20 protein-coding genes are annotated in these 26351 nt (G+C 40.8%); 12 read left to right on the top strand and 8 right to left on the bottom strand.

Annotated features, from left to right (window positions below):
* Positions 1 to 271: 271 nt before the first annotated feature.
* The 4 genes from ftsH3 to NSTC731_RS16250 all read right to left on the bottom strand — a co-directional run bounded on the left by ftsH3 (position 272) and on the right by NSTC731_RS16250 (position 4324).
* Positions 272 to 2113 carry an ATP-dependent zinc metalloprotease FtsH3 gene (gene ftsH3 / locus NSTC731_RS16265; RefSeq protein ID WP_322659564.1) on the bottom strand — a complete coding sequence of 614 codons (1842 nt, stop codon included), beginning with the start codon at positions 2111 to 2113 and terminating at the stop codon, positions 272 to 274.
* Between the two features lie 113 nt (positions 2114 to 2226).
* Entirely contained in the window at positions 2227 to 3009 is a 783-nt protein-coding gene (locus tag NSTC731_RS16260; RefSeq protein WP_445632108.1) for an aminotransferase class IV, read from the bottom strand.
* 29 nt (positions 3010 to 3038) lie between these two features.
* The gene (locus NSTC731_RS16255) at positions 3039 to 3458 is read right to left on the bottom strand and encodes a GNAT family N-acetyltransferase (RefSeq protein WP_445631689.1); all 420 of its coding nucleotides are present in this window, start codon (positions 3456 to 3458) and stop codon (positions 3039 to 3041) included.
* An 80-nt stretch (positions 3459 to 3538) separates the two neighbouring features.
* Positions 3539 to 4324 (bottom strand): hypothetical protein, encoded by a 786-nt coding sequence (locus NSTC731_RS16250; protein WP_445631688.1) that lies wholly within the window; start codon positions 4322 to 4324, stop codon positions 3539 to 3541.
* Between the two features lie 531 nt (positions 4325 to 4855).
* Here NSTC731_RS16250 and NSTC731_RS16245 point away from each other — a divergent pair.
* The 5 genes from NSTC731_RS16245 (at position 4856) to NSTC731_RS16225 (ending at position 12082) form a co-directional block, all read left to right on the top strand.
* Positions 4856 to 5365, top strand: a complete 510-nt coding sequence (locus NSTC731_RS16245; RefSeq protein ID WP_445631687.1) for a hypothetical protein — start codon at positions 4856 to 4858, stop codon at positions 5363 to 5365.
* Positions 5366 to 5472: 107 nt separating this feature from the next.
* Positions 5473 to 6303, top strand: a complete 831-nt coding sequence (locus NSTC731_RS16240; protein ID WP_445631686.1) for a hypothetical protein — start codon at positions 5473 to 5475, stop codon at positions 6301 to 6303.
* Entirely contained in the window at positions 6300 to 7274 is a 975-nt protein-coding gene (locus NSTC731_RS16235) for a hypothetical protein (RefSeq protein ID WP_445631685.1), read from the top strand. The genes NSTC731_RS16240 and NSTC731_RS16235 overlap by 4 nt, the downstream gene beginning before the upstream one ends.
* Positions 7275 to 7942: 668 nt before the next feature.
* Positions 7943 to 10048 (top strand): dynamin family protein, encoded by a 2106-nt coding sequence (locus NSTC731_RS16230; RefSeq protein ID WP_445631684.1) that lies wholly within the window; start codon positions 7943 to 7945, stop codon positions 10046 to 10048.
* Between the two features lie 51 nt (positions 10049 to 10099).
* Positions 10100 to 12082: a dynamin family protein gene (locus NSTC731_RS16225; protein WP_445631683.1), complete on the top strand. Its 1983-nt coding sequence runs from the start codon at positions 10100 to 10102 to the stop codon at positions 12080 to 12082.
* A gap of 175 nt (positions 12083 to 12257) precedes the next feature.
* Here NSTC731_RS16225 and NSTC731_RS16220 read toward each other — a convergent pair whose 3' ends face one another.
* Both NSTC731_RS16220 and NSTC731_RS16215 read right to left on the bottom strand, forming a co-directional pair.
* A complete protein-coding gene (locus tag NSTC731_RS16220; protein ID WP_445631682.1) occupies positions 12258 to 13493 on the bottom strand; it encodes an acetate kinase in 1236 nt (411 codons plus the stop codon).
* 391 nt (positions 13494 to 13884) lie between these two features.
* Complete coding sequence (locus NSTC731_RS16215) at positions 13885 to 14379, bottom strand: hypothetical protein (RefSeq protein ID WP_445631681.1); 495 nt, start codon at positions 14377 to 14379, stop codon at positions 13885 to 13887.
* Positions 14380 to 14614: 235 nt separating this feature from the next.
* On the opposite strand from NSTC731_RS16215, the gene NSTC731_RS16210 reads away from it, so the two are divergent.
* Positions 14615 to 15493 carry a M48 family metallopeptidase gene (locus tag NSTC731_RS16210; RefSeq protein ID WP_322684322.1) on the top strand — a complete coding sequence of 293 codons (879 nt, stop codon included), beginning with the start codon at positions 14615 to 14617 and terminating at the stop codon, positions 15491 to 15493.
* Between the two features lie 277 nt (positions 15494 to 15770).
* On the opposite strand, the gene cimA is transcribed toward NSTC731_RS16210, so the two are convergent.
* Entirely contained in the window at positions 15771 to 17510 is a 1740-nt protein-coding gene (gene cimA / locus NSTC731_RS16205; RefSeq protein ID WP_445631680.1) for a citramalate synthase, read from the bottom strand.
* Between the two features lie 75 nt (positions 17511 to 17585).
* Here cimA and NSTC731_RS16200 point away from each other — a divergent pair, with 75 nt between their 5' ends.
* The 6 genes from NSTC731_RS16200 to NSTC731_RS16175 all read left to right on the top strand — a co-directional run bounded on the left by NSTC731_RS16200 (position 17586) and on the right by NSTC731_RS16175 (position 24527).
* The gene (locus NSTC731_RS16200) at positions 17586 to 17924 is read left to right on the top strand and encodes a 2Fe-2S iron-sulfur cluster-binding protein (protein ID WP_445631679.1); all 339 of its coding nucleotides are present in this window, start codon (positions 17586 to 17588) and stop codon (positions 17922 to 17924) included.
* 17 nt (positions 17925 to 17941) lie between these two features.
* Positions 17942 to 18331 (top strand): hypothetical protein, encoded by a 390-nt coding sequence (locus tag NSTC731_RS16195; RefSeq protein WP_445631678.1) that lies wholly within the window; start codon positions 17942 to 17944, stop codon positions 18329 to 18331.
* 132 nt (positions 18332 to 18463) lie between these two features.
* Entirely contained in the window at positions 18464 to 20497 is a 2034-nt protein-coding gene (gene thiO, locus NSTC731_RS16190; RefSeq protein ID WP_445631677.1) for a glycine oxidase ThiO, read from the top strand.
* Positions 20498 to 20686: 189 nt separating this feature from the next.
* Positions 20687 to 20866, top strand: a complete 180-nt coding sequence (gene psb34, locus NSTC731_RS16185) for a photosystem II assembly protein Psb34 (RefSeq protein ID WP_322659602.1) — start codon at positions 20687 to 20689, stop codon at positions 20864 to 20866.
* Positions 20867 to 21132: 266 nt separating this feature from the next.
* Positions 21133 to 23346, top strand: coding sequence for a tetratricopeptide repeat protein (locus NSTC731_RS16180; protein WP_445631676.1), 2214 nt, complete (start codon positions 21133 to 21135; stop codon positions 23344 to 23346).
* A gap of 455 nt (positions 23347 to 23801) precedes the next feature.
* Positions 23802 to 24527: a choice-of-anchor K domain-containing protein gene (locus NSTC731_RS16175; RefSeq protein WP_445631675.1), complete on the top strand. Its 726-nt coding sequence runs from the start codon at positions 23802 to 23804 to the stop codon at positions 24525 to 24527.
* A 232-nt stretch (positions 24528 to 24759) separates the two neighbouring features.
* Here NSTC731_RS16175 and NSTC731_RS16170 read toward each other — a convergent pair whose 3' ends face one another.
* Complete coding sequence (locus NSTC731_RS16170; RefSeq protein WP_445631674.1) at positions 24760 to 25884, bottom strand: site-2 protease family protein; 1125 nt, start codon at positions 25882 to 25884, stop codon at positions 24760 to 24762.
* Between the last annotated feature and the right edge of the window lie 467 nt (positions 25885 to 26351).

Here is a 26351-nt window from a genome sequence, read left to right as displayed (position 1 = left end):
GCCAACATTTGGACACGTTCTTCCGGCGTTAGTAATTTGATTTTGGTGTATCTAAAAAAAATTTTTCTAATTTTCCGGAACTGATTATGCTCGTGTGGTAGTCTTTATCATCAGATTAGCGATTTATACTGAAACTCTATAACGAACCTTCGGGGAATATAACCCCATTACGGATTAAAAGCCCGGTCTTCATGACCGGGCTTTTGCCATTAACTCCTAACTTTTGTAAAGACGCGATTCATCGCGTCTCTACTCCTAACTACTTATTAAATTAAGCAAACGCAGCCGTCGTCACATCGTTGTTCGACAGAATTTCTTGCAACTCTTCAGCGTCTACTGTTTCTTTATCAACCAACATTTGCGCTAGCTGATCTAGAATGTGACGGTTGCCCACTAACACTTCTTTGGCGCGTGTATAGGCTACATCTACAAGTTTACGAACTTCTTCATCAATAGCAGCAGCCGTTTCTTCAGAAAAATCGCGCTCTGACATGATATCGCGTCCGAGGAACATATTACCTTGTTGACGACCAAGAGCAACAGGGCCTAAGCGATCGCTCATCCCAAATCGAGTAATCATTTGACGCGCAACCCGTGCTACTTGCTGCAAGTCATTAGAAGCACCCGTGGTCACTTCTTCTTCACCAAAGATTAATTCTTCAGCAATCCGACCACCCAAAGCTACAGCCATCTGATTTTCCAAATAAGCGCGGCTGTATAAACCAGTGTCCATCCGGTCTTCACTGGGGGTAAACCAAGTTAAACCACCTGCGCGACCACGAGGGATAATGCTAATTTTTTGTACTGGGTCATAGTCTGGCATCAAAGCACCAACTAAAGCGTGACCAGCTTCGTGATAAGCCACCAAGGTTTTGCGCTTTTCGCTCATTACCCGGTCTTTTTTCTCTGGCCCAGCTAATACGCGGTCGATCGCGTCGTTGATTTCATCCATTGAAATTTCAGTCAAATTCCGGCGTGCTGCCAGAATTGCGGCTTCATTCAACAGGTTGGATAAATCTGCGCCAGTAAATCCAGGGGTACGACGGGCAATTTTATCCAAATCCACATCTTTCGCCAAGGTCTTGCCACGAGCGTGTACCTTGAGGATTTCGCTGCGTCCGGCATAGTCGGGACGGTCAACCACAACTTGACGGTCAAAGCGACCAGGACGCAACAGTGCTGCATCTAGGACATCAGGACGGTTGGTAGCAGCAATAATGATGATGCCAGTGTTGCCTTCAAAACCATCCATTTCTGTGAGCAACTGGTTGAGGGTTTGTTCCCGCTCATCGTTACCACCACCTAAACCTGCACCCCGTTGACGACCTACGGCGTCAATTTCATCAATGAAGACGATACAAGGAGCATTGGTCTTAGCTTGTTCAAATAAATCGCGGACGCGGGATGCACCCACACCGACGAACATTTCCACAAATTCTGAACCGGAGATGGAGAAGAAGGGCACACCTGCTTCACCAGCTACCGCACGAGCTAGGAGGGTTTTACCTGTACCAGGAGGGCCAACTAACAGCACACCTTTAGGAATTTTTGCACCAACGGCGGTAAAGCGATCGGCGTTTTTCAAAAAGTCTACGACTTCGTTTAATTCCAACTTGGCTTGGTCAATACCAGCGACATCGCCAAATGTCACCTGAGTTTGAGGTTCCATTTGCACTCTGGCTTTGGATTTGCCAAAGTTCATCGCTTGGCTACCCGGGCCACTTTGAGCGCGACGTAGTAAGAAGAATAAGCCAACCAAAAGCAATACAGGGAAAAATAAGCTGCTCAGTGCCTTAAACCAAAATCCTTCGTCGGTTTGGGGCAAAACAGAAATATCAACGCCTTTAGAAGTCAGAGTATTAATCAAGTCTGGATCGTTAACTAAGGTAACAATCCGTTTAGCTGGGTCATACTTGGGTGTAACCAGTGCTGTAGAGCGGTCTGCACTCAAACTGACTTTTTCTACTCTGCCTTGCTGAACTTCTTGAATAAAGCGACTGTATCGCCATGTCTCTCTGCTTTGGGGTTGTTTGTCAAAAAATGCTGTTCCCAACGCAATTACGACAATAAACAGCAGCGCGTACAGCCCTGCATTTCTCCATCTTTTATTCACTAAGGTCTATCCTCCGGTATTTTTCGCGCAATCGCCTAGCTTCTCTGCTCAAAAAGGTGATTATTAAGAATTATGTTAACTTATCTTAAGATATAACAAATTTGGCGTGGTTGTCATGCTAAAAAAAGCTCCCTTATTAGCTGAAAACTATCATGGTAGGGATTACATTCTAGCGACCCTGAAGGCAGATGAACTGTATGAATGGGAATAATTTCGACCACACTATTAGTGTAGGCGATCGCTTCAAATTTCTGGACTAACTCGACGCTCCAAGTTTCTTCTCGCACTGGCTGGTGGTGGTTTTGCAACCAGTTTACAAGTTGCGATCGCCCAATTCCCGGTAAAATTCCGGCCTTTATTGGTGGCGTGTACCAAGTGCGATCGCACCATCCCCAAAGGTTGCCTGTACTGGTTTCTAGCCAATTTCCTTGAGCATCGACTAATATTGCTTCTTGAGCATCTGAGCTAGTTTTTGCTAACCAAGCACTCAAATAATTTCCAGTTTTATGAGAAGGGAGAGAGCGAGAAAATTCCGGACTCGCAACTGCACACGAAACACCAGTTTTTTGTTTTTCTGTCAAATTTTGTGGTAAGAATCTACCAATTATCCATTCCCGTCCATCGGGAAAGAGGGTAATTCTGAGAACAGGAAAGTGTGCCAGAAGAATTTGAGCGCCTTGACGCAGACGGTTCCAATTGGGTTGCTGCCAACCAAAAGATTGTATTGAGAAGAGTAAGCGATCGCAATGTGCTTGCCAATTAGTTAAATTACTATCTAGGGAGTTCTCATAAACCCGCAATGTTGTAAAAACAGTTGCCCCATAAAGTAAACCCGGATCGTTAATGTTTAATTCTAGGGTTTGAGAGTGAATTAATTTGCCTTCATACCAAAAAATATTATTTGTCACAACCAAATTGCTTGTTGCTACAACTCCATTGAGAAATGATGACTTGTAATGCTCATACGCTGCATAAGATAAAACCTGTGGGCTGCAAATCGCTGAACGCCAGAATCCAGACTCAGGTGTTTACACTCATGATTTCTGGCATATTCAATTAGCCACTGAAATAACTGTTGACCATAGCGGTGTGACCGTTTCAACTCATCAACAACTAAATCATCAACGTATAAAAACTTTCCCAATGCTAAACAATTAGAAATACGAAATCCAGCCACTGCTACAGCTTGCTTTTCTACTTCCAAGAATGCAAGTTGATATCCTTCTTTCATTTGATATCGAACTTGTTCTACAAAATTATCCTGCTCCAGGTGAGGGCGCAACTGAGAAATAACAGGAAAACACTTTAATATTTGAGAGTTAGATTCTGCCAATTGTATTGACATCAGTATCACCTTACTCAATCATGTATGATAAACTTGAAACTAATTGAGTGAATATAATCTTCCATTACACTTGCAATAATTTAATCTTTAGGGGGAAATATAATTTTATTAGTGCCTTCAGGAGTTGTAACTATTTTTCCTCCCAAAGCTTCGATTTCCCTAATTGCACGTTTCTGAGTTCTTTCATCAGCATGATTATTTAAAACCATTGACCATGTAGAAATTTGAGCATATTTACTGTTAGGATTTCGGCTCAGGAATTCCGCAGTTCTTTGGGAAGTATTAGCTATAAGTTGACTCTCTGGATCTGAAAATTTACTAGCCCAATTTGCCGCCGTTGCAAAAGACTGTTGAGCAGCTTTCGCGTTGCCTAAAAATAATAACTCATCAACTCCTTTATAACGCCATATATAATAAGACTTTTTGGGAACTGAGGGAGATATTGATTTTAAGCCTTTCTCTGATATTGCGATCGCACGTTCTGGCATACCAGCATATAATGAAGTACTGATCGAAAGACTGTGATAGGCTGCTAAAAATCGCGGGTCACGTTCTAAAATAACTTCAAAATATTCTGGACTTAAACTGTAACCTGTTTTATCCCGAATTTCATCATCTCCAAAATATTGGAGAAAATTGAGATACACCAAATCTGCGATGAAGTTATCATAACTAAAACTAGGTGTTTTTTTGAGAAATTTTAGACGAATATTTTCAGATTTTATTTCTTGTTTTAAACTTTCTATAGAGGCAGATTGTTTTCTATTTATTAGTTTTTGCAATTGGGGGAATTGAATCAAGCCAACTCCTAAAATACACATAGAAATTACAAAAGGTGTAGCAAAAGCTTGACGAGATAACAACATATTTTCCTTTGCTTTGCGATCGCAGTCATATCATTGTATACATAGTGCTATAGGAAAAGTCAGGTCTACTTGTGCGTCTAAGCTTTGCTAGGTAAGATAAAAAAGTTGACTCAAATAAATTAATCTTATTACTTTGTGCTTATTAATACCTTAAATTTATCTTTGCCTTGAAAAATACTTAGGCATTCTTTGTATAAAAGCAATATTTAATTTATACTGATTGGAACGAAACGCCCAAAAGCTAATTAATTAAATAATTATTTCAGAATCACGCTACTTAGGATAATAGGGAAATCCTACGGTAGTGCTGGATTCGCTGCAACGCAGTTCTTCCAAAATCTAAAATGGTATTATTCTTTTTTTAAGATAAATTTGGCTTTAAGAAATCATAATTTTTTTAGTAAAAATTTCTTGAATATTAAGTTTTTTTGACTTTAATTACTTTTTTTTAGTAAAAGCCTGAAAACTTTTGACATAACCTATAGTTGTATCTTGTTTATATTAAAATCTATCTGGAACCTCTAAAATATCATGGTGAATAATACTTTTAATGAAAACACAGAAACTAATGGTCAAGCCATAGAAAATTGGGAAAGCAATAGTCAATATAGCAAACCAAGTAGTGAATTTAAAATCAAAGTTAAGAAGCTAAATAGTAAGGGAGAAGGATTCAATATTGATGAAATTATTGATGCTATTCAAACAGCAATAGTTGAAGTTATCGAGCTAGAAATTACCACTTGGGTTCCAGAATCATCTACTCACTTAGAACAACTACAAGGGCAGCAAATTGCTCAACCAGGTAATCGAATGCACACTATAATCAATCTAATTGATGGTGATATAACTAATGAAGTTGGTAGTCAATTTGTTGGAAGCGGTCCATATACAGAACTTCGCGAATTTCATCTAACTCAAATTAAAGAAAGTCGGGAAATTATGCAAAAAAATATAGAAAGTTTGCATAAGTTATATGGATTTTTTATAGAAATTATGAAATCTCGTAAAACTTCACAACAATCGCTATCTCGTCCACAGTAATTATTGATATTAATTAATAGCTTAGTAAGCCTAAAATACCTACAGAATAGGAATTTATCCAAACCTGTAGGTTAATTTGCTTTAAATAAATTAAGGAAATTATGACTATGCCTAACAAAATTCAAGAACAAGCCAAAGATTTGCTAGAGAAAGTAGTCTCATCTGTACATGAATTAGTTGATGATATTACAGCTTTAGAAATAAATACAATGGTTGTGGAGCAAATTACTGGCGCAAAGTTTAATGCTTGGCAAGCGTATGAAGAGATTTATTCAATAAATGACAAAGACTACTTTGATGTCAAAGGCATTCCAAATCCAGACGGTTTACCGGAACCAGAAAAAACTCAAGCTCAAGAATTACGCAAGCGTTATACAAGTCTATTTTCGCAACTTGAAAGAGAATATTTTTACATTCTACTTGAAAAAAGTAATGAAAGTAGTGAGCCAGACTCTAGAATAATTCAATATCAAGAACGTCTTAAATATCAGGTGGAACATAAAGCGAATATTGTTCCAACTGACGAGGTATACATAAAGTTAGCTCGACCAATATTACCTGCTCCCACTCCTATTGCAGATCGAGAAGAAAATAATCTAAAAAGTTTGCAGCAAAGGTGGAAAGAGATTGAAGAACTTTTAAATAATGATAAATTTATTCGTACTTTGCGAAAAATGTCTGAACTAAAAGCGGCACTTAATAGTGGCAACATTACTAGCGTAGATATTGATATTATTTATGCTCAAACTGTTATGCAATTAGATGGAGATATTATTAGTCGTTATCATAAAAAGCTATTTCAATTATCTGAAGGAGATAGAGATTTAATTCTAAAAATCCATAATGAAGGGGTAGTTGCTGGAGAGAAACAGTGGCGTGGAACACTAGATTTTCTGATTGGTATTATACAAAATATCGCAAAATTATCCCGACAATGAACGCCGAACAAACACACACAGATAATCAAGTTGATGTTCAATTCTCTTTCTTTGTACAAATACCTCAAGGCACTCCTATTGAACTTAAAATTAAGGTTGAATCAGGACAGTATACTTTTTATCTAAATAAGACCATTTTAAAACAAATTGAGGAAGCACGAGAAATAGGCTGCTCTTTATACATTCCTCCAAAGTTACTAGCTTATCTTTGGTACTACAATTGTTTTAGCGATAAGATTTGCTTGAATAAGAACGTTACACCATACACTAAATTAGTAGTTACTAAAAATAAATTGAAAATATTTGACAATAGTTTTATCGGAAATTTTATCAAATTATTTTGGAGCAAATCATTACAAAATAAATCGAGATTACAGTATGGACTTACTTTTAATTCTTATTATAGAGAAGATACATCAGCTTTATATTTTTGGAAAGAACAAGATATTATTGTACAAAGCAATATCTTGTTTTATGGCGACATAATTCACAAAATTAGGAGTGATTTTATCCAAAATTCTCAGTGTTTAAATATTGTTTATGTGCATTATTGGCTTATTGAGCAAATACTAAGCTGTCTGCGGAGTAAATTAAATCTGCTAGTTTGGGAGATAGCTTCTCTCTTTCCTGCTGGTTTTCTAGTTTACAATCTCCATCCAGCAAATTGGATGCTAGTAATATTTGCTTGGTTAGGGTTAACTATATTATTTGCTACTACTCGCTATATAGTTGTTAATCAATTTCAAAGTCGTACTTCCATAAATTCTAAATTTATAAATAGGTTGATATGGACGCTGATTTGTTTCATCCCTAGTGTTTTTGTTGCTAGTACTAGCTTTCGTAACTTTACTGCCTTATTCTTACCGCTTTTTTCACTAATCGTCCCAAAACTTGTAGAGTACATTTTAAGCTTTACATGGGGGCGAGTTGTTAAATTGATTATGGGTCCTTTATTAAGAAATTTAAATTAAATAAAATTCTTTTAACTTTCTTTTTTTCACTATCACTAGAGTAAAATCTAAAATCCTTACTCAGAATTGAGCTTTGAATATTCTCTCCCGAAAGTGATTAAAAAATATGAAGCTGAACATTTGGCTTGTAATCTTGCCTTGTCAAAGATGACAATGCTTCCTGTGATTAAATTTAGTATGTCTAATTTATTGATGAAAATATAATTTGTATTCTTGATTACAATCTAGCCCACTTTCATAGTTATCACAGCAAGACCCATATCATGGATTTTACCTAAAGTCAAACTCTTAGACTGCAAACAATCCATTCATAAATCTTTTGAGAAAAGCAAAAAATTAGTCGAAGTTTTTGCGATCGCATCCGAAATTATCTTTCATGCACTTGAATCATTAAGTATTGCTCAATCAGACGCGGCTGTACTGCATATATCCAGTATATCTACAGCTGAGTTAAATTTGCCAGATTAAAAGTTATTACAGTACGATATCTGCGACTTTCTCTCAAACCTAACCCCTACTTACCTTATAGAGAAGGGGAGCAAAAATCAAAGCCTCTCTCTTTTTAGTATAGAGGAATGGAAATGAAGTCAAAATATTAAGTCGCAGATGGCGTTACAGCAAAATCCAATAACTTGAGCAGAAAGTAAATATCTTAAAGGAAAATTTGTATGATTGATAAGTCTTTTTCCAATGCTTTTGATGATTGGTTTCATTTTGAAGCGGAAACTGATATCAAGGATAATTTCCTAGAAGAAAGCAGCGATAATTTAGAACCTGCTTCATATTCAGTTCAGTATTATAATGAAGCATCAGAATGTGAGGAAGATTCAAATTATCTAGGTTCTTCATTGGAAGAAGTTGTTATTGATGGTGTTCCAGAAGCGATAAATACCGCTGTTGTTGAGACAATTCAGATTGTTGTTTCAGGTGTAGTAGAAGCTGTCAACGATCATTTTTTCAAAGCAGAAAATCCAGACGATAGTGTTTCTAAATCTGTAGTAAATGCTAGTACTATCGAAACTCAAATACCATCACCTGCACCTTCAGAAGATTCTCATAACTTGAGTGAATGGATTCGCCTCTGGCTTGATGAGTGTTTGCTATTATCCAATTTATCTGATTGTGAAGATATTACTGCTGAGTTAAAAGTACTAAACTCACGGTGGGAATTGCCAGGTTTCCGTCTAGCGTTTGTGGGTGAGTTCAGTCGTGGCAAAAGTTCTTTAGTCAATCGCTTATTAGATGCAAACATCTTACCTGTTGGCGATCTTCCAACTACAGCGACCTTAACCTCAATTGTCGCAGGGTCAGAAGACCGTATGGAAGTTCAATCTTCCAAAGATGGATGGGAGACTCGTCCAATGGAAGCACTATCTTGGAGAGATTTAACAGCTATCGATCGCAATGGTAGCGAACAAGAGGTGGTTGGCCAAGTCCGTTTAACATTAGCCAATCCCTGGTTACAAGCACTTGATGTTGAATTAATTGACACACCTGGAGTAGGAGACTTAAGTGGTCGTCGTGCGGCTCTTGCACTCGATCTGTTGAGCCAGTGTGATGCATCTGTCTTAGTTGTCAGTGCTACATTACCTTTCAGCATGACAGAAGCAACCTTTTTAGAACAGGAAGTAATGGGTCGCCATATTCCCAGGATTTTGGTTGCTGTTTCCAAGCTTGATACTATTGCTGAAGAGGAAAGGTTAGAGGTATTTAATAGTATTCGTAAGCGAATAGCAAAAATTTCCTCAACAATTCCTGTTTTACCGCTATATCCTGTCAGCGATAGTAATTCAGAAATTGAAGTATTTGCAGCAATAAAAGCTGAGATTGAGTCAATGGTAGCAAAAGGCGATCGCCGGATCTGGCGTAGCCGTAAAATTGCAGGTCAAATAACAGATTATCTTTCACATCTAATCAAAGTTGGAGAATTAGCAATCTCTACTGTTGCAATGGATGCAACAGCGAAAGAGAGCGCCTTAATGAAGGTAAATCAGGAAATCCAAAACGCCCAAACTGACTGGGAAAGAATTCGCCTGAATTTGGATCAAAAACGCTTATACCGTACTAAGGCGTTACACCAAAAAGTTCTCGAAGCTAAAACAGAGTTATTAGAAAATCTTTCATTGGAACTCAAAAGAACCCAAGATCCTAAAACTTGGTGGGAGCAAGATTTACCATTTAGATTAAGACGTGAGCTTTTCAGGTTGAGCCGACAATTAGAAAGCGATATTTTAAAAGCTTTGGCTCTAGATTTTGAGTGGCTACAAAATGAAGTATCGAAACAGTTTTCAACTCGGATAAATACAGAAGATATTGATACTTCAGAGATAGTTAAAATCGATTTAGATTTACAAGCTATTTCCCTGACTGAAATCGAAAAATATCGACTTCTCACCCGCCTTGGAGGTAGTGCTGCTACAATCTGTGGCTGTGTTTTTGGTGGAGCAATTGGAGTAGCTGTAAGTACAACAGTATGGGTTGTTGGTGAGCGAGTTATTAGGGAAAAATTGCAAGAGCAGCGAAAGTTACTTAATCAAGAGCTAGAACATAGCCTTGACCGTTGTATGGATGAGTATTTTAAACGTTTAGCAAATCGTTTTCAACAACTATATAACCAATTGAGTGAAGAAATGGAAGAGGAAAAAATTGCTTGGCAATCTGCCTATAAACTTGCTTTCAATAATAAGCAAGAACAACCGGAAAACCATTGGACAGAAATAATCTCTCAAGCTTCTACTTTGAAAAAAGAAATTTCACGATTGTTATTGCCCTAAATTACATTTCTTTCAAGTACATAAACCCAATAAATCTGCAAGGAAATTTTTATGGTAGTTCAAACTGTTAAATACCAAAACTATGAAGCGTTTCAAGAGAAACAAAATGTGCTAGCGAGTTTAATTCAACGCCACTTGAAGCTAATTAGTTCGCTAAACATGACTGAATCAGAAAAGTCACTTAAACAATTAGAATATCTAGTGCAGTCCAATAGCTTTAAGGTATTAGTTTTAGGTGAATTTAAGCGTGGTAAGAGTACTTTTATCAATGCTTTGCTGGGTGAGAAAGTTTTACCTGCGTATGCTAGACCTTGTACTGCAATCATTAATGAAGTGAAATGGGGAGATAGCCGTCGGGCTTTATTACATCCTGCAAAGTCGGTAGATACTCCTATGTCTTTGCCTCAAGAAGTTCCTATTAATGAAATTGAAGAGTATGTTGTAATTAAAGATGATGTAAGTGAAATTAATAGCAATCCCTACGAAAAAGTTGAATTGTTTTGGCCTCTAGAACTTTGCCGCAATGGAGTAGAAATTATTGACTCTCCTGGACTGAATGAACATGATACTCGCCAGAAAGTAACAATGGACTATTTGTCTAATGTTGATGCAATACTCTTTGTACTTTCCTGCGAAGCACTGGCTTCTAAGTCAGAAATGGATGTGATTGACAATACTTTAATACCTGCTGGACATAAAGATATTTTCTTTATCTGCAATCGCTTCAATATGATTGAAGATGAAGAAAAAGACAGCATTAAGCAACTTGGAATTAACAAACTAGCTCCGAAAACAAAACGTGATAAAAAACGGATATTTTTTATCGATGCTCGTGGTGCTTTAGGAGGAAAACTCAAAGGCGATAAGGGGCAAGTTGAAGCTTCAGGTTTAACTTTGGTTGAAAGAGAACTAGAAAAATTCTTAGCCAACGAAAAAGGTAACATCAAAATTCTCAGAACTGCGGCAGAACTCCAGAGAGCAATTTATGAAGCACGAGGAGTTATTCCTCAGCGGGAAGCGATGCTAAGAACTGATTTAAAAACCTTGGAAGCTCGATATGAAGCTGCTCAGGAGCCACTACGGCGTTTGGAAATGCAGCGAGAACAGATAGTGCGACGTATCTCTAATTTTTTGGAAGATATCAAACAGACTATTAGTGCTGAAGGTTCTAGTTTCTATCGCCGTCTGGCTGACAAAGTTGTGAGCGAATGGGTGAAAACGTTGGAAACCCAAACATCAATGGTGTTAACTAAGTCGCAAATTGAAAAGTTAATTAAGGATGTGACTAACCAACTTTCCAGCAAGATGGAAAATGAATTATTAGTCTGGCAAAATGAAATATTACAACCTTTGGTTAGTAGCCGTCTAGAACGTCTTACCCAAGAGATAGATGAACGTGCCAACGAATTTGTACATCAATTAGATAGCCTGAAGATTCAAGTTGCAGGTGGCATAGTTTCCATAGATGACCTTAACATTAAAAAAGTTAGTGTCATCGAAAGAGTACTGGCTGCGAGTGGAGGCTTTTTGTTAGGAGCAAATATTGGATTAGCCGGGGTTGGTGCTGTTTTTGGCTATCAAGAGATGGCAAAAGCTATTATTCCTCAACTAATAATTAGTGTGGCAGCAATTACTCTAACTGCTGCAAATCCTTTGTTGATATTTGGAGCTATGGCTAGTGGTGGACTCATTCAGGGATTGTTAACTGCAAAATCTACAAATAACAAGATTAAAGAAGACGCTGCTAAACGATTTGCAGTTTCAATTCGTGATTCAGCAGACCAACGAGGCGATAAAATAGCAGATGCGGTAGTAATAAAGCTAATTGAAATTCAAAAATCGATAGATGAGAGTCTTGGTCAAGAGATTCAAAAGTTTCGAGAACAGATTGATTCAATTCTAAAAGAAAAACAACAAGGACAATCTGACGTTGACGCAACAATTAGAGAGTTACAATTACTTAACAGAAAATTAGATGCTATTGACCAAGAATTAGATACTTTTGTAGCGCGGCTTGCGATTACAGATTCTTAAGAGTTTCCTTTCAAAGAAAGTTACAGTAGAATTCAGAATTGGCTACGCCCCGGTGCGCTACAAGAATTAAAATAATCTCTGTGTCTAGCTTTAAGACCTAAATACTCTACTTCACTAACTTGAAATCTGCTGCAATTTAGCCAACTTCTAAAAGGGGTTGGCTTTTTGATGATTTTTACTTTGTCAATATTTGCCAACAATGCCCGGCGATCGCCCAATCTTCTTGAGTATGTATGACTAATATTCTCACTGTTGAGTCAGGTGTGGCAATATCTTCATCCACTGGCTGCTGTTGATTTTTCTCAAGGTCTATTTTCAGTCCGATAAATCCAAAGGCTTCACAGGCGGCTTGGCGAATTTCTGCGGAGTGTTCACCCACACCTGCTGTGAATACTAAAGCATCTAATCCCCCCAAACTAGCAAGCATTGCGCCGATACCAGAACGCAAGCGATGTACGTAGATATCCCATGCCAATTGAGCGCGGGAATTATCTTGAGCGTAGGCGTAGCCCGTCGTAGACATCGCTTCTTTCACTTCGCGCAGATCGCTAGATACACCCGAAATTCCCTTTAACCCAGAAGCTTTATTTAATAACTCATCCAACTTTTCGATAGAGTAATTGCAGTGCCGCAACAAATAAATCAAAATCCCCGGATCGACTGAACCAGAACGGCTACCCATCATTAATCCGTCTAAGGGCGTGAATCCCATAGTAGTATCAATACTGCGACCGTTTTTTATCGCTGCTAAAGAGCAACCATTGCCCAAATGGCAGATAATTAACCGCTCAGATGCAACATCTCGACCGAGAATTTGGACAGCACGTTGAGAACAGTATTGGTGACTGATACCATGAAATCCATAGCGACGAATACCTTGCTCTACCCACTGATACGGGCCGGGATAGATTGCTGCTGCATCGGGTAAGGTGGCATGAAATCCGGTATCAAATACTGCTACTTGAGTGACATCTTTTAGGATGCTTTCAATTGCTTCTATGCCTTGCACAGCCGCGGGATTATGTTCGGGAGCAAGATTAGACAGATGGGCGATCGCCTTTTTGACATCCTCCGTAATTACTACACTATCTCGATAATCCTCTCCACCATGTACTATCCGATGCCCCACCACATCGATTTCTGACAAGCGATCAATTACCTTGGTATCATCACGATCGAGTGTATTCAGCATATAGGTGAGGTGCGCCTGTGGAGAATCACCAGAGATTGATTTTTGCAGCGTTCCACCCGTAACAGTTTTCACCTCAATTTCTGCCACACCCCGATCTTGAGTCCAGTTAATTTTCCCTTCCCAAAGAGGTTGGGGTGGTTGGGTAGGCATTTCATCTGCAATTTCATACAGACAACTCTTTTGGCTACTCGATCCGGCATTTAGCACCAATATTTTCATAGTGACAACAGAAAAAAACGATCTCTTTTGATCGTGTCACTAGTTGTAGCTTCATGCTTAGTACAGTTTTGCGTAAAAGCATAGCGTTTTTAATTCAGGGGAACGTATTAACAATACAAGCTGACGCATTAACAAGGCGGCCATGGCATTAACAATACAAGCTGACGTATTAACAAGGCGGCCATTGCATTAACAATACAAGCCGATGTATTAACAAGGCGGCCATTGCATTAACAATGCAAGCCTACACATTGGCATTGCACGGTATTGCCTTTCATGAATTCGCTATAAATTAATGAAATTCTGTACTTAGTTTTCTCAGGGCACAACAAGACTTTGAAGCTTCTAAATTTCAGAGACTTGGAACTAGGAAGCGAAAAGAAGTGCTTGGTCAATTATCATTTCGTAGTTTGATTGGGCGGATGTCGCGGATCTTGAGGGTTCTTTTGCCTGCGTTATCGTCGTCATCAATTGTTACCAGGTATTTCACGACCGTATGGTTTGCATTTCCACCAGTCACGGTGACAACAAATGCTGAGTAACTGTTAGTGTTTGTGCCACAACCACTTCGGTCATGGAAAGTTTGATTCCATTCACCAATACGGACACCCTCGCCTCGTGGCTCATCACCACTTTGTTTAATTTCATTGAGGAGAGCTACTTTCAGTTGAGATAGCTTTGATTTTTTATCAGCAAGCATAAGTTTAAGAAACTTATCGCGATTAAACTGGTCAAGGTTGCCACCGTTGCTGCATTTATCTTCGTAGTTGGCCTCAGCTGAATTTGGGCTAGTCATCACCAGTGCTGGAATCTTGGCAGACTGAGCGGCGTGTCCAGAAGTTGTCGCTAGTGCGAGAACACATAAAGTCAAAAAACCAAAGCGCATTCAATTCTCCGAGTGTGAATTAGTGTGTCCAATCAAGATTAACTGCAACGGACACTAAAGGAGAGGATTTGCTCGGTAGGCGTATGTAGCAAAGGGGTGAAATGAGCAGTAATACCGAAAGTTACGAGTATGCAAGAAAGGAAACCCCCAACTGAAATCGTTATACTAACTGTGGGAGGCTGTTTATCTATCCAGCCAGATTCCATAGTTGTATTTTTTTATAGCTTGTTGCACTATGTCCTTCTTCAAAACCCCGCTGATTGGTTTAAAAGCTGACTCATTTCGTCATCCATTAGACCTGGAAGCTACCAGAGCGCTCAAGCAGATACCAGGCATAGATATGTTGGTGCGAAATTGGCTTGGGCCAATGGCAGAGCAAGTTTTTTATGTGGAAAATATTGCCTCTAGCATTTTGGTGGGTGAAAAGCAACTACCCGATTTATACAAGCTATTGTTAGATGCCTGTAAAATCCTGGATATAGATCCTCCCCAGTTGTACGTCCGGCAACATCCGGCTCCCAATGCTTATACTTTTGCTGTGCGGGGTAAGCAGCCTTTTGTGGTGGTACACACTTCCCTGATTGATATCCTCACACCAGAGGAAATACAAGCAGTAATCGCCCACGAGTTGGGACATCTCAAGTGTGACCATAGCGTTTACTTGACTCCTGTAAATTTACTAATATTAGCTGCGGCGATTGTGCCCAATGTCGGAACCTTTGTGGCTCAAGCTATACAGGCGCAACTTTTGGAATGGGTACGTTGTGCTGAGTTTACCTGCGATCGCGCCGCATTACTAGCAACCCAAGACCCGAAAGTGGTCATGTCCGTGTTGATGAAGTTGGCTGGTGGTTCTCCCACCTTAGCGCCCCAACTGAATCTCGATGCCTTTGTTGCCCAAGCCCGCGCTTACGATGATATTAGCAAGACAGAACTGGGTGAAATGGTCAAAGCTGCCCGTACAGCCCAATTAACCCATCCAGTGCCAGTACTGCGGGCGCGAGAAATTGACCGTTGGGCAAGCAGCACCGAATATCAAACTCTGTTGCACAGTCACGGACTGAAGTCTACTAATAATGAAGTTGCACCCAAAGGTGGATGGCGCAATTGGTAGAGCTTCTATTTACAACAGCTTTTTTGCTATATTAAGCACAAAATTTTGAATAGATCGTGAGAAGCGATCGCTAAAGTGCGATCGCTTCCCCTTTTATCCAAAAATGCAAACTTTCCCTAGACTACATACAATACAGTTCGGATAAATATTTTGAACTCAGAATTACCTTTAGGGAAAAGGTTTAGTGGGTTTGGGTTAAAGGTTTTTTTCCCCTTTCCCTTTTCCCTTTCCCCTTTCCCCTTTAACCGAACCGTGATTACACTACATATCCCTTTTGTCAACTAGAAGCTTTCACCGCTGCTTCTGCTTGGGAATGTAACAACAAACCGTATTCCAAGCCCTCTACCACCGCTTGATAGGAAGCCGCCAAAATATTGGTAGAAACTCCTACCGTCGTCCAGCGTTGACGACCATTGCCTGATTCTACCAACACACGAGTTTTCGCCGCAGTGCCCGTATGTCCGTTGAGAATTCGCACTTTGTAATCTGTCAAATCAAAGGTTGCAATCTGAGGATAAAAGTTCACCAAAGCCTTGCGTAAAGCTGCATCCAAAGCTGCAACAGGCCCGTTACCTTCCGCCGCCTCCAAAATATTTTTCCCGTCAACAGCGACTTTGACTGTAGCTAGGGCATTGCTAGTTTCTTTCCCCTCAATCAAGTCACAGTGAACTTGAAAACCTTTGACTTCAAAAAACTTCTGGCGGCCTCCCAAAGCTTCGTGCATCAACAGCACAAAACTGGCCTCTGCTGCTTCAAATTGAAATCCTTCACTTTCCAAATCTTTGAGGCGCTGGAGAATTTCCCTAGCCTCTGCTTTTTGTTGATCCAATTCAATCCCAAAACTGCGGGCTTTGGCTAAAACATTGCTCAGTCCAGACTGTTCCGAAATCACAATGCGCCGACGATTCCCGACTTGTTCCGGCTGAATGTGTTCGTAAGTTAGGGGATTACGTTCTACTGCTGATACATGAATACCGCCCTTATGGGCAAAAGCCGAACGTCCCACAAAAGGAGCGTGTTCATCTGGCGCAAGGTTGACGACCTCACTTACAAAACGACTAGCTTCTGTAAGTTGTGTAAGCTGGTCTTCTGTGATACAACTGTAACCCGCCTTCAGTTGTAAATTGGGAATTAACGAACAGAGGTTAGCATTACCGCAACGTTCACCGTAACCATTAATTGTGCCCTGTACCATCTTTGCCCCTGCCATCACGGCGGCTATTGCGTTAGCAACCGCCATTTCCGAATCATTATGAGTATGAATTCCAATTTGGGGCATTGGGCATGGGGCACTTGTACTGAGCGACTTGCCCTGAGCGGAGTCGAAGGGAGCCGAAGTATTGGGGATTGGGGATTGGGAAGAGTCTTTTTTAGTTTCCCATGCCCTATGCCCTATACCCCATTCCCCAGTCACCTTGACTACATCTTGAACAATTTGGCTAATTTCGTGGGGTAAAGTGCCGCCATTGGTATCACAGAGGACTAGCCATTCCGCACCAGAGGCGATCGCAGCCTCTAATGTCTGTAAAGCATAATCTCGATTGTGCTTATAGCCATCAAACCAATGTTCGGCATCGTAGATAATCCGGCGACTCTGAGAACGGAGGTACTCAATGGTGTCGCGAATCATCGCCAAATTTTCTTCTAATGTCGTTTTGAGTCCGGTTGTTACATGTAAATCCCAAGACTTGCCAAAAATCGTTACCCAGCGAGTTCCCGCCGCCAAAATATCTTGTAGCATCGGTTCGGTGGCGGCAGTGGAATTGGGGCGGCGAGTCGAGCAAAAAGCGACAATTTCAGCCTGTTTGAGCGGATCTTCTTGGAGTTGCCAGAAAAATTGTACATCCTTGGGATTGGCACCAGGCCAACCACCTTCAATAAAGGGAATTCCCAGTTGATCGAGTCTACGGGCAATGCGTAACTTATCTTCTATCGATACAGATAGCCCCTCGCGCTGAGTGCCATCCCGTAATGTAGTGTCATAGAGCCAAAGTTGAGGTAAAGAATTTGTGGTCATAAAACTGGGACCGACGAGACAACTTTCGAGGCAATGTGTCAATATACAACAAAAAGCCGATTTGGCAACTTAAAAATGCCTAAAGTAATAGCTGAAGGTAAAACAATTGATTGCGAGCATGGAAGCAATCTCCGCAAGATTTTGCTGCAAAATGGTATTGACCTCTACAATGACGGTGCTAAGGTAATAAACTGTCGGGGCATTGGCAGTTGCGGTACCTGCGCGGTTAAGGTAGAGGGCAAAGTCTCAGCAGCGAATTGGCGCGACCCTGCGCGGCGTTCGCTTCCTCCCCATTCTCCTACAACAGACTTACGTTTAGCCTGTCAAACTCAGGTTTTAGGCGATGTGAAAGTGACAAAGTTTGATGGATTTTGGGGACAAGGTTCTCGAATAGTGTGGACACCAAAAGGTTAAAAAGGAGTTAAGACAAGATGGGTAGATGGACACCCTTAATTTTAATGGCTGGAGGTTTAGCCATTCTGCTTGGTACATTACTAGGCATCAACTTTCCGATGGGCGTACAAACTGCTAACGCTCCTAGTGACAAGAAATCAGAAGTCCTGCCAGCTAATATCAATGTTAATAGCAGTGCTGGCAGCAAGAATGAAGAAACTGCAACAGAAGGAAACGAAACAACTCAAACAAACGAAAATAGGCGCTCTATTGTAGCCCCAAGACCTGACAACAGGAGTAACGTTGCCCAGAATTCTAGCGATGACTCAACTGACAGTACAACAGACGGCAATACAAATTCTTCAGAAACAAGCACACCATCTAGCAATACAAATCAAAACAACGAACCAATTCGCGCCTTGTGGTAACGATCAGATCCGTCTTCAGACCCGTCTTTAGTTACAAGTTATAAGTTATAAGTTATGAGTTATGAGTTATGAGTTATTAGTTATGTACTAATGATAAATGGCTAATGACAGATGACTAATGACTAATGACTAATGATTAGTGAGACTGTGATTATTGGTGGTGGCGTTATTGGTTTAGCGATCGCCATTGAACTAAAATTGCGCGGGACAAATGTCACCGTGCTTTGTCGTGACTTTCAGGCTGCCGCTACCCACGCCGCCGCCGGGATGTTGGCACCAGATGCGGAAAACATTGCTAATGAAGCAATGCGTTCCTTGTGTTGGCGATCGCGTGCTTTATATCCCGACTGGACGCGCAAATTAGAAGAACTGACCGGCTTAAATACTGGCTACCGCGCCTGTGGTATCCTTGCACCTGTTTTTGAAGAAGCAGGGGGGCAGGGGAGCAGGGGAGCAGGGGAGCAGGGAAAACTCCTCTCCTCTGCCCCTCTGCCCCTCTGCCCCTCTGCTAGCGAAGAGTCCCCGGCTTACTGGTTAAACAAAGAGGCAATTCATCAATATCAACCAGGATTGGGAGCCGAGGTAGTTGGTGGCTGGTGGTATCCTGAAGACGCTCAAGTTGATAATAAAGCTCTAGCTCATGTATTGCGGACGGCTGCTGAGTCTGTTGGTGTTGAACTCAAAGATGGCATTACAGTAGAAGCATTTTTACAGCAGCAGGGACAAGTGGTTGGCGTGCAAACCAATGCTGGAATAATTCGCGCCGCGCACTATGTTTTAGCTTCAGGTGCTTGGTCAAATGAATTGTTACCGCTACCCGTACTACCTAGAAAAGGACAAATGCTGAGTGTGCGGATACCAGAAATTTCGCCGGAATTGCCTTTGAAGCGGGTTTTGTTCGGGCAGGATATTTACATCGTACCAAGACGCGATCGCCTGGTTATTGGCGCAACCAGTGAAGATGTTGGCTTTATCCCCAACAACACCCCAGAAGGTATTCAAAAATTACTACAAGCTGCCATTCGCCTGTATCCCCAATTAAAGCATTATCCCATCCAGGAATTTTGGTGGGGATTTCGCCCAACTACCCCTGATGAATTACCCATCCTGGGCACTAGCCACTGTCAAAATTTAACCTTTGCTACGGGTCATTACCGCAACGGAATTCTACTTGCGCCCGTAACTGCCGCTTTGATTGCCGATTTAATCTTAGAACAAAAATCTGACCCCTTACTTGCTGATTTTCACTATTCGCGTTTCCAGTCCAAGTCATCTACCTCCACCGCAATGCTGACTCACTCTGCCAATTTCTCTAACGGACATCACTCTGCTATATCCCCACTCCCCACAGACGCGATTAATCCCGTCTCTACCGATTCCCCACTAATTATCGCTGGCAAAACCTTTCAATCCCGCTTGATGACGGGAACTGGTAAGTATCGCAGCATTGAGGAAATGCAGCAAAGCGTCGCCGCCAGCGATTGCCAAATTGTCACCGTAGCAGTACGACGGGTACAAACCAAGGCTCCGGGGCATGAAGGTTTAGCGGAAGCCTTAGATTGGACGAAAATCTGGATGTTACCCAATACCGCAGGTTGTCAAACTGCTGAAGAGGCAATTCGGGTGGCGCGTTTAGGGCGAGAAATGGCGAAATTATTGGGGCAAGAAGATAATAACTTTATAAAGTTAGAAGTAATACCCGACCTTAAGTATTTACTCCCGGACCCGATTGGGACGCTGCAAGCAGCAGAACAACTAGTTAAAGAAGGCTTTGCAGTATTGCCTTATATCAATGCTGACCCCATGTTAGCCAAGCGTTTAGAAGAAGTAGGTTGTGCTACAGTCATGCCTTTGGCATCACCAATTGGTTCTGGACAAGGACTGAAAACAACTGCCAATATCCAAATAATCATCGAAAATGCAGGTGTGCCAGTGGTGGTAGATGCTGGTATTGGTTCACCCTCAGAAGCCGCCCAGGCAATGGAATTAGGAGCAGATGCCTTGTTAATTAATAGTGCGATCGCTCTTTCTCCAAAACCAGCAGCAATGGCTCATGCGATGAATTTAGCGACAGTCGCCGGTCGTCTAGCATATCTTGCCGGCAGAATGCCTATTAAAGATTACGCCAGTCCTAGTTCACCTCTAACTGGGACGATTACAAGTTAGGGAATGGGGACTGGAGAGGCAGGGGAGCAGGGGAGCAGAGGAGAAGTAGCAGTAAGTCTTTCCCCTCTGCCCCTCTGCTCCTCTGCCTCTTGTCCCCAATCCAAAATGTAACGATTTATCTAGCAGTTTAAGACCAGATTTAGCATTTATGTAACATTAAATTAACGATAAAGATAAAGGAATTCATTCATGCCCTATACCAATGAAGAAGGCGGTCTTCTGAATAATTTTGCCCGGGAACCAAAGGTTTATCAAGCAGAACCTCCCACAGAAGGGCAAAAGCGAACTTATCTCTTACTAGGAATTGCCGCTACAGCTTTGGTTGCCGGCTTGATTCTAGTCGCCTTCTTTGTTTCTAAGAGCAGCTGATCGTAAAACATTTTAAGAAAACTTCATCTTTTGTATAGTTTTTCAGGTTCCGATTTTAAGAGGGGCCTGCTTTTTTATTTTTTGTTAAAATTGAACTAGGAATGAAAGTATATAATTATACTTTATTTTTCCAACTATAATTGAAGGCTCAATATATCCACAGCAGCACAACATCTACTTATTAAAAATCATTTTTATTATGACTTTAGCCCACTTGAATGCACCCAGAAAGGTGATATGTACTATGTTTTGGCTTTTTAGCCGCTATGAGCGTGAATGATACTGCACCCAACAATAATTCTACTTGGAATCGGCAAGTATACCACCGCCTGAAACTTGCCTTAAGTCTTGGCTTACGACGACAAATTCTTTTGGCAGTTTGTGATGATTTATACTTAAGAAATCAGGTAGCAGCCCGTTTGCATTCTACATTGGCTTATCCTGTTGGACAGGTGCTATATCAATCATCAAATGCTCAGGAAAATAGCACTCCAGCTTATCCGCGATTAGTCACGTTGCGTTTGAATTTAAACGATCCCAATCCCATAATCCAGATTAATCAATGGTTGACTAATTACCCACCGCCAATAGTTGGAGCATCAAAAGATACTCCTGGAAGACCTTTTCCAGTACCAGCATTTCAGATTGTTGGCGTGGAGCATCTTACTAAGCAACCAGTTGCAACGCAGCGTTTATTTTTGCACTATCTCCGCTTAAGCGAACAATATTTCTCTACACAAGAATCCAGCCGATTCCTAGAATCTAATTTGCTTTTGTGGATACCACGTCCTTGGTTATCGGCTATTAAGCAATCAGCACCACAGTTTTGGCGTTGTCGTACTGGTGTATTTGTGTTTGCTGGAGAACCCACACCAGCAACTCACAATTTGGCCTATCCAGAACGTTTTTCACGTTCAGGAAGCTTGGATTTAGAAAATATTGAGCGGTCGATTTTAGATGAATCAGCTAACCAAGCAGAACTCAGAACCGCAGCCACTGAGTTCAAGTTTGAGAATAATTCTGATTTTCCAGTAGAGATACAAGGGAATCGCGTACACCAAACTGAGGAAGTTTCACCATCAACAGCAGATTTATTGAAGGCTGCGCCACAACAACAGGAATCTACAAATCGGTCTGGTAGTGGGAGTAATAATCAATCGCTGTCATCTTTATCTCATATTAGCAGTGAGTTAAGAGAACTAGTAACAGCAACAATTAATACAAGTAATACTAAAAATACAGAGGATTCTTTACAACCACAGCAGATTTTATTAGAGATTGAAGAATTACACGAAAATCTTGTTTCAGAGGAGATACTGGCAGAGGCTTATCATCGCTTGGGTACTTTATACCGTCTTCGCATTGAGCAAGGAGAGGCAACTTTAGAAAACCTAATGGTGGCAATTATTGCCTATCAGGAAGCAATTAGCTATGACGAAAGCTCACCGCAACTCCCAGATATCTTGAATGATTTGGGTACACTCTACTGGATGCTATACCGCACACCACCCAATTCTGAAGAGGGACAAACTTATATAGAGCAGGCAATAGAATTTTATCAGTTGGCGTTAAAGATAATTTCGCCTCAGACACATTCGGAAACTTACGCTCGCGTACAAAGTAATTTGGGGACAGCCTATGGTGATTTAGCTCGTTTCTCTCACCCATCGGAAAATTGGCAGCAAGCAATTTTGGCTTACAGTGAAGCACTCAGTTACCGTACAGCTGAAATGGATTCATTAAAGTATGCGGCTTGCCAAAATAATTTGGGTACTGCTTACTGGCATTTAGGGCAATACAACCAACCGATTGTGCATTTAAAGAAAGCGATCGCAGCTTACAATGAAGCACTTGCACACTACAACCCGGAAGCCGAACCGCTCAAGTATGGCATGATTCAAAACAATATCGGTACTGCGTTTTGGAATCTGGCACAATACGAACAACCTGCCCAAAATCTCCAGCTAGCCATAGACGTTTATAGCGAAGCTCTCAAGTATCGCACTCCAGCTAATGTTCCCAGTGCCTGCGCCGCTACACAAAATAATCTGGGTACTGCCTACTGGCATTTAGCAAACCTATCTGAAACTACTAAAGAGGCACGGCAAAAATATCTGCAACTATGTATCAACGCTTACGAGGAAGCTATAGCTTTGGCTCACTCACTTAGCGGTACTTCTTTAAGTTTTGATTTGCTTGCCTCTCACAATAACCTGGGACTAGCACATTATCAGCTAGTAATAGATAAGTCTTTTAATATTGACAAAGCGACACGCTCTCAACACTTAGAAGTAGCATTAGATAACCATTTGCAAGCCTTAAACGGATTAAGTAAACAACCAGAGGCTTATCAAACAACCTTTGCTTATGTGGTGAAAACTATTCGTGCTTTTCATAATGAGTTAGGCATACAGGGACAAAATCTGGCTTTATCTAAAGTTCCTAGCCAGTTGTTACCAGAGATTTTGTCAAAATTATGAATCCCATTCCTCCCCATAGTGCGGAGAATGTCAAAAAACTGTAACTTCATATCAGCTTGACAATTTATTGGTAAGTCAAGTAAGGTAGCGATGTTTACGACGGGCTACGCCTACGTAATTGCCTGCGTAATTACTAGACTTCTTGCATAAATCAAAAAAGAACCCTAATCCGCCTTTGACTTCCCTTAAAGTCTCCACTCTTGCTGAGAGGTAGCGTGTTAGGGAAATTTTACAATCGGTTTACTGTTTTACTAATTACAAACTAGTGAAATATATTTTAACAAGTCATAATTTTAACTTCATAAATATAAATTATTCATTAAATTATTTTGAAATACACATAAATATTTTATAAAAAATACAAGAAGACATTGGCGTATTTTCCGTAAATTTACTAAGGTAGACTGAATACCTACTTGAAAGAAGCTCCAGAATGAACCTTTAAACCTAGAATTATGAAACTAAGCTTTGTTTTTGCTACTGCTATATCTAGTTTTTTTGTGAGTTTGACCACAGGATTTAGTTTCTCTGGTCAAGCACAAGCTCTAACTTTTTCTGGCATCTCTAGTGCGACATGGGGAAATCCTACTCCAGGAATCAGTGATACTAATCCCATATATACAGGTGTGGGAAGTAACACATTTACCTGGGGTAAAGTTAATTCGTCGTCATTGTCAGGACTTCCAAATAAACTAACCTCTAATGGAACTTCATTTGCTGCGGACATTAACTCTGTATTCAAAATAGCTGATTTGACTTACTTTAATGGAACAGTAAACACTGGTTCAAGCGTTGAATTTGTACCTTTAAATCTCAATGTATCTTTCAGCCAACCTGTGGGAACCAGCCAAGTTTTTGACTTCAATTTACGTTTAGTAAATACACTTAACGACCCAAAAGACCCTGAGAAGAGTGCAGACTTGGTATTTTTAGACACAAAGTTGAGTAATCGCAGTTTCACCTTTGGAAGTAATAAATATACCCTTGAGTTAATCGGTTTTAATCTAGACGGTCGCCAGATAAGTATTAAGGCTCTTGAAGAAGCTACAACTACAACAGCTATTTATGCCAAAATCAAAACTATACCCGAACCTGCGTCAGTGTTGGGTCTATCATTGCTAGGGATATACCTGATATCTCGTAAAAATCTTTGGAACAGAAATACAGGAAATAGGGAATAGATATATACTCAGTTTTGTTCAAAAATTAAATAGGAGTGCTACATAACAATCCGATTTGATTTTTGAACTTATTTACAAGGACAGATAAGAGGCAACGGTCAAGAAGGCTCTTTCAATTGTATGGAGTTTTTTCATTCAATCAAAAATTTGGGTGATAAAAAAATATAGAGACGCGATTTGACACGTCTCTACAAGGTTTAGGGTTTTTTGATAGACGCGATGAATTGCGTCTTTATGCAGGGTTAGGTTGGGTTCGGCTTTGAAGTAGCTGTATAATTGCAGCTTTTTCTAAGATTCCAACTAGGACACCATTCTTGCGAATCACGGGAAGCACAGATAGTTTTTGTTGTTCGAGTAACTGTATGACTTCCAGCAGAGGTTGATCTGATTGGACTGTAGTAGATTCAGTAATTGGTCGCATGACTTGTTTAACTTGAGTTTCTGACCACAGTGCTGTGGGGATGGTTCTTAAACTATCAATTGCGATCGCACCTACTAATTGTCCATCATCATCAGTCACTAAGAACCGATGCCAGTTTTGCCCACTGATGACTCGCTCATCGGCAAACTCTCTCAAGGTAAGATTAGCAGATACAATCGGGCTGTCATGAGTTACAGCATCCTCAGCAGTCAAACCTGTGAGTTTTTCTTGCACTCTGGCAAATTGAGCCGAATTACCAGCATTTTGCAACAAGAAGAAGCCAACTAACAAATTCCAGAAGTTACCGGCGCTGCCAAATAATAGTAGGGGAAGTACGCCTGAAAGAATTGCTACCCAACCAAAGATTTGCCCAACTCGACTCGCAAAGGTTACACCTTTATAAGGATTGCCTGTAATTTTCCAAACAATAGCTTTCAGTATATTTCCGCCATCTAATGGCAAACCAGGAATCAGGTTAAATAGGGCTAATGCCAAGTTAACAGAAGCAAGAACACCAAGAATTGCTGCTAACGGCCCTGATGCAGATGTAGTAACACCAATCGCTGTAACGATACCGCATAGTAGTAAACTAACAAAAGGCCCGGCGATCGCAACCCAGAAAGCCTCACCTGGGGTTTTCGACTCTTTTTCTAAGCTAGCCAAACCGCCAAAGATAAACAGAGTGATGGATTTGACATCAATACCCTGACGAATTGCAACGAAACTGTGGCCTAATTCATGGGCGACGACAGAGGCAAATAACATCAGCGCTGTCATCAATCCTAGTAGCAAAGCTAATCCCGCAGACAATTGGGGAAATTGCGCCGCCAGTCCACTGCTATAGCTCCAAGTTACCAAACCTAGAACTAAAAACCATGACGGATGGATATAGAAGGGAATTCCGAAGAGATTACCAACGCGAATTGTGCCATTCATGTCGTTCACCTTTGATTTCAGCTTCGAGAGGTTTGCTTTCGTCCTTCTCGATGTCTCTAGTGTAACGAAAGGTTAAGAGATTTTAATCTCGATCGCGGTAGTGGTGTCCGTCTGTAAAGGTGCGGTTATTGGGATTATTGAGAGCATCCAAATTCAAGAAGCAGGAGAAACGTTGGATCGCGTCGATAGCGCATCTCGATACATTTTTTTATGCTAATGCTGCTCTATACACCACAACTTCTGTCCGAAAATGGGGCGATCAACGACCCTCCCAGCAATAGAAAGGACAGTCCACTGTACCCTCAAACGAGCCAAACATGAATAGTCCACCAAGCAGGATCGTTGAACTAAGCAACCCCAATCGTTAATAACTGAGCAATCAAGCAGAGGTTAAAGACGATTTAAGTCGTATAAAAACGGATTTGTATCCAACGTGTAGAGAACACGTTCAATTTCCGAATTTGTGG

The sequence above is a fragment of the Nostoc sp. DSM 114167 genome (assembly GCF_052692655.1).
Note: the sequence above shows the minus strand (reverse complement) of the source record. Positions and strands in the feature narration are given on the sequence as shown.

Bases quoted from the DNA above. Each gene is read 5' to 3' on its own strand.
- NSTC731_RS16255 (WP_445631689.1), bottom strand. From the start codon at position 3,458: ATGTCAATACAATTGGCAGAATCTAACTCTCAAATATTAAAGTGTTTT.
- NSTC731_RS16250 (WP_445631688.1), bottom strand. From the start codon at position 4,324: ATGTTGTTATCTCGTCAAGCTTTTGCTACACCTTTTGTAATTTCTATG.
- NSTC731_RS16245 (WP_445631687.1), top strand. From the start codon at position 4,856: ATGGTGAATAATACTTTTAATGAAAACACAGAAACTAATGGTCAAGCC.
- NSTC731_RS16240 (WP_445631686.1), top strand. From the start codon at position 5,473: ATGCCTAACAAAATTCAAGAACAAGCCAAAGATTTGCTAGAGAAAGTA.
- NSTC731_RS16235 (WP_445631685.1), top strand. From the start codon at position 6,300: ATGAACGCCGAACAAACACACACAGATAATCAAGTTGATGTTCAATTC.
- NSTC731_RS16230 (WP_445631684.1), top strand. From the start codon at position 7,943: ATGATTGATAAGTCTTTTTCCAATGCTTTTGATGATTGGTTTCATTTT.
- NSTC731_RS16225 (WP_445631683.1), top strand. From the start codon at position 10,100: ATGGTAGTTCAAACTGTTAAATACCAAAACTATGAAGCGTTTCAAGAG.
- NSTC731_RS16220 (WP_445631682.1), bottom strand. From the start codon at position 13,493: ATGAAAATATTGGTGCTAAATGCCGGATCGAGTAGCCAAAAGAGTTGT.
- NSTC731_RS16215 (WP_445631681.1), bottom strand. From the start codon at position 14,379: ATGCGCTTTGGTTTTTTGACTTTATGTGTTCTCGCACTAGCGACAACT.
- NSTC731_RS16210 (WP_322684322.1), top strand. From the start codon at position 14,615: ATGTCCTTCTTCAAAACCCCGCTGATTGGTTTAAAAGCTGACTCATTT.
- cimA (WP_445631680.1), bottom strand. From the start codon at position 17,510: ATGACCACAAATTCTTTACCTCAACTTTGGCTCTATGACACTACATTA.
- NSTC731_RS16200 (WP_445631679.1), top strand. From the start codon at position 17,586: ATGCCTAAAGTAATAGCTGAAGGTAAAACAATTGATTGCGAGCATGGA.
- NSTC731_RS16195 (WP_445631678.1), top strand. From the start codon at position 17,942: ATGGGTAGATGGACACCCTTAATTTTAATGGCTGGAGGTTTAGCCATT.
- thiO (WP_445631677.1), top strand. From the start codon at position 18,464: ATGATTAGTGAGACTGTGATTATTGGTGGTGGCGTTATTGGTTTAGCG.
- psb34 (WP_322659602.1), top strand. From the start codon at position 20,687: ATGCCCTATACCAATGAAGAAGGCGGTCTTCTGAATAATTTTGCCCGG.
- NSTC731_RS16180 (WP_445631676.1), top strand. From the start codon at position 21,133: ATGAGCGTGAATGATACTGCACCCAACAATAATTCTACTTGGAATCGG.
- NSTC731_RS16175 (WP_445631675.1), top strand. From the start codon at position 23,802: ATGAAACTAAGCTTTGTTTTTGCTACTGCTATATCTAGTTTTTTTGTG.
- NSTC731_RS16170 (WP_445631674.1), bottom strand. From the start codon at position 25,884: ATGAATGGCACAATTCGCGTTGGTAATCTCTTCGGAATTCCCTTCTAT.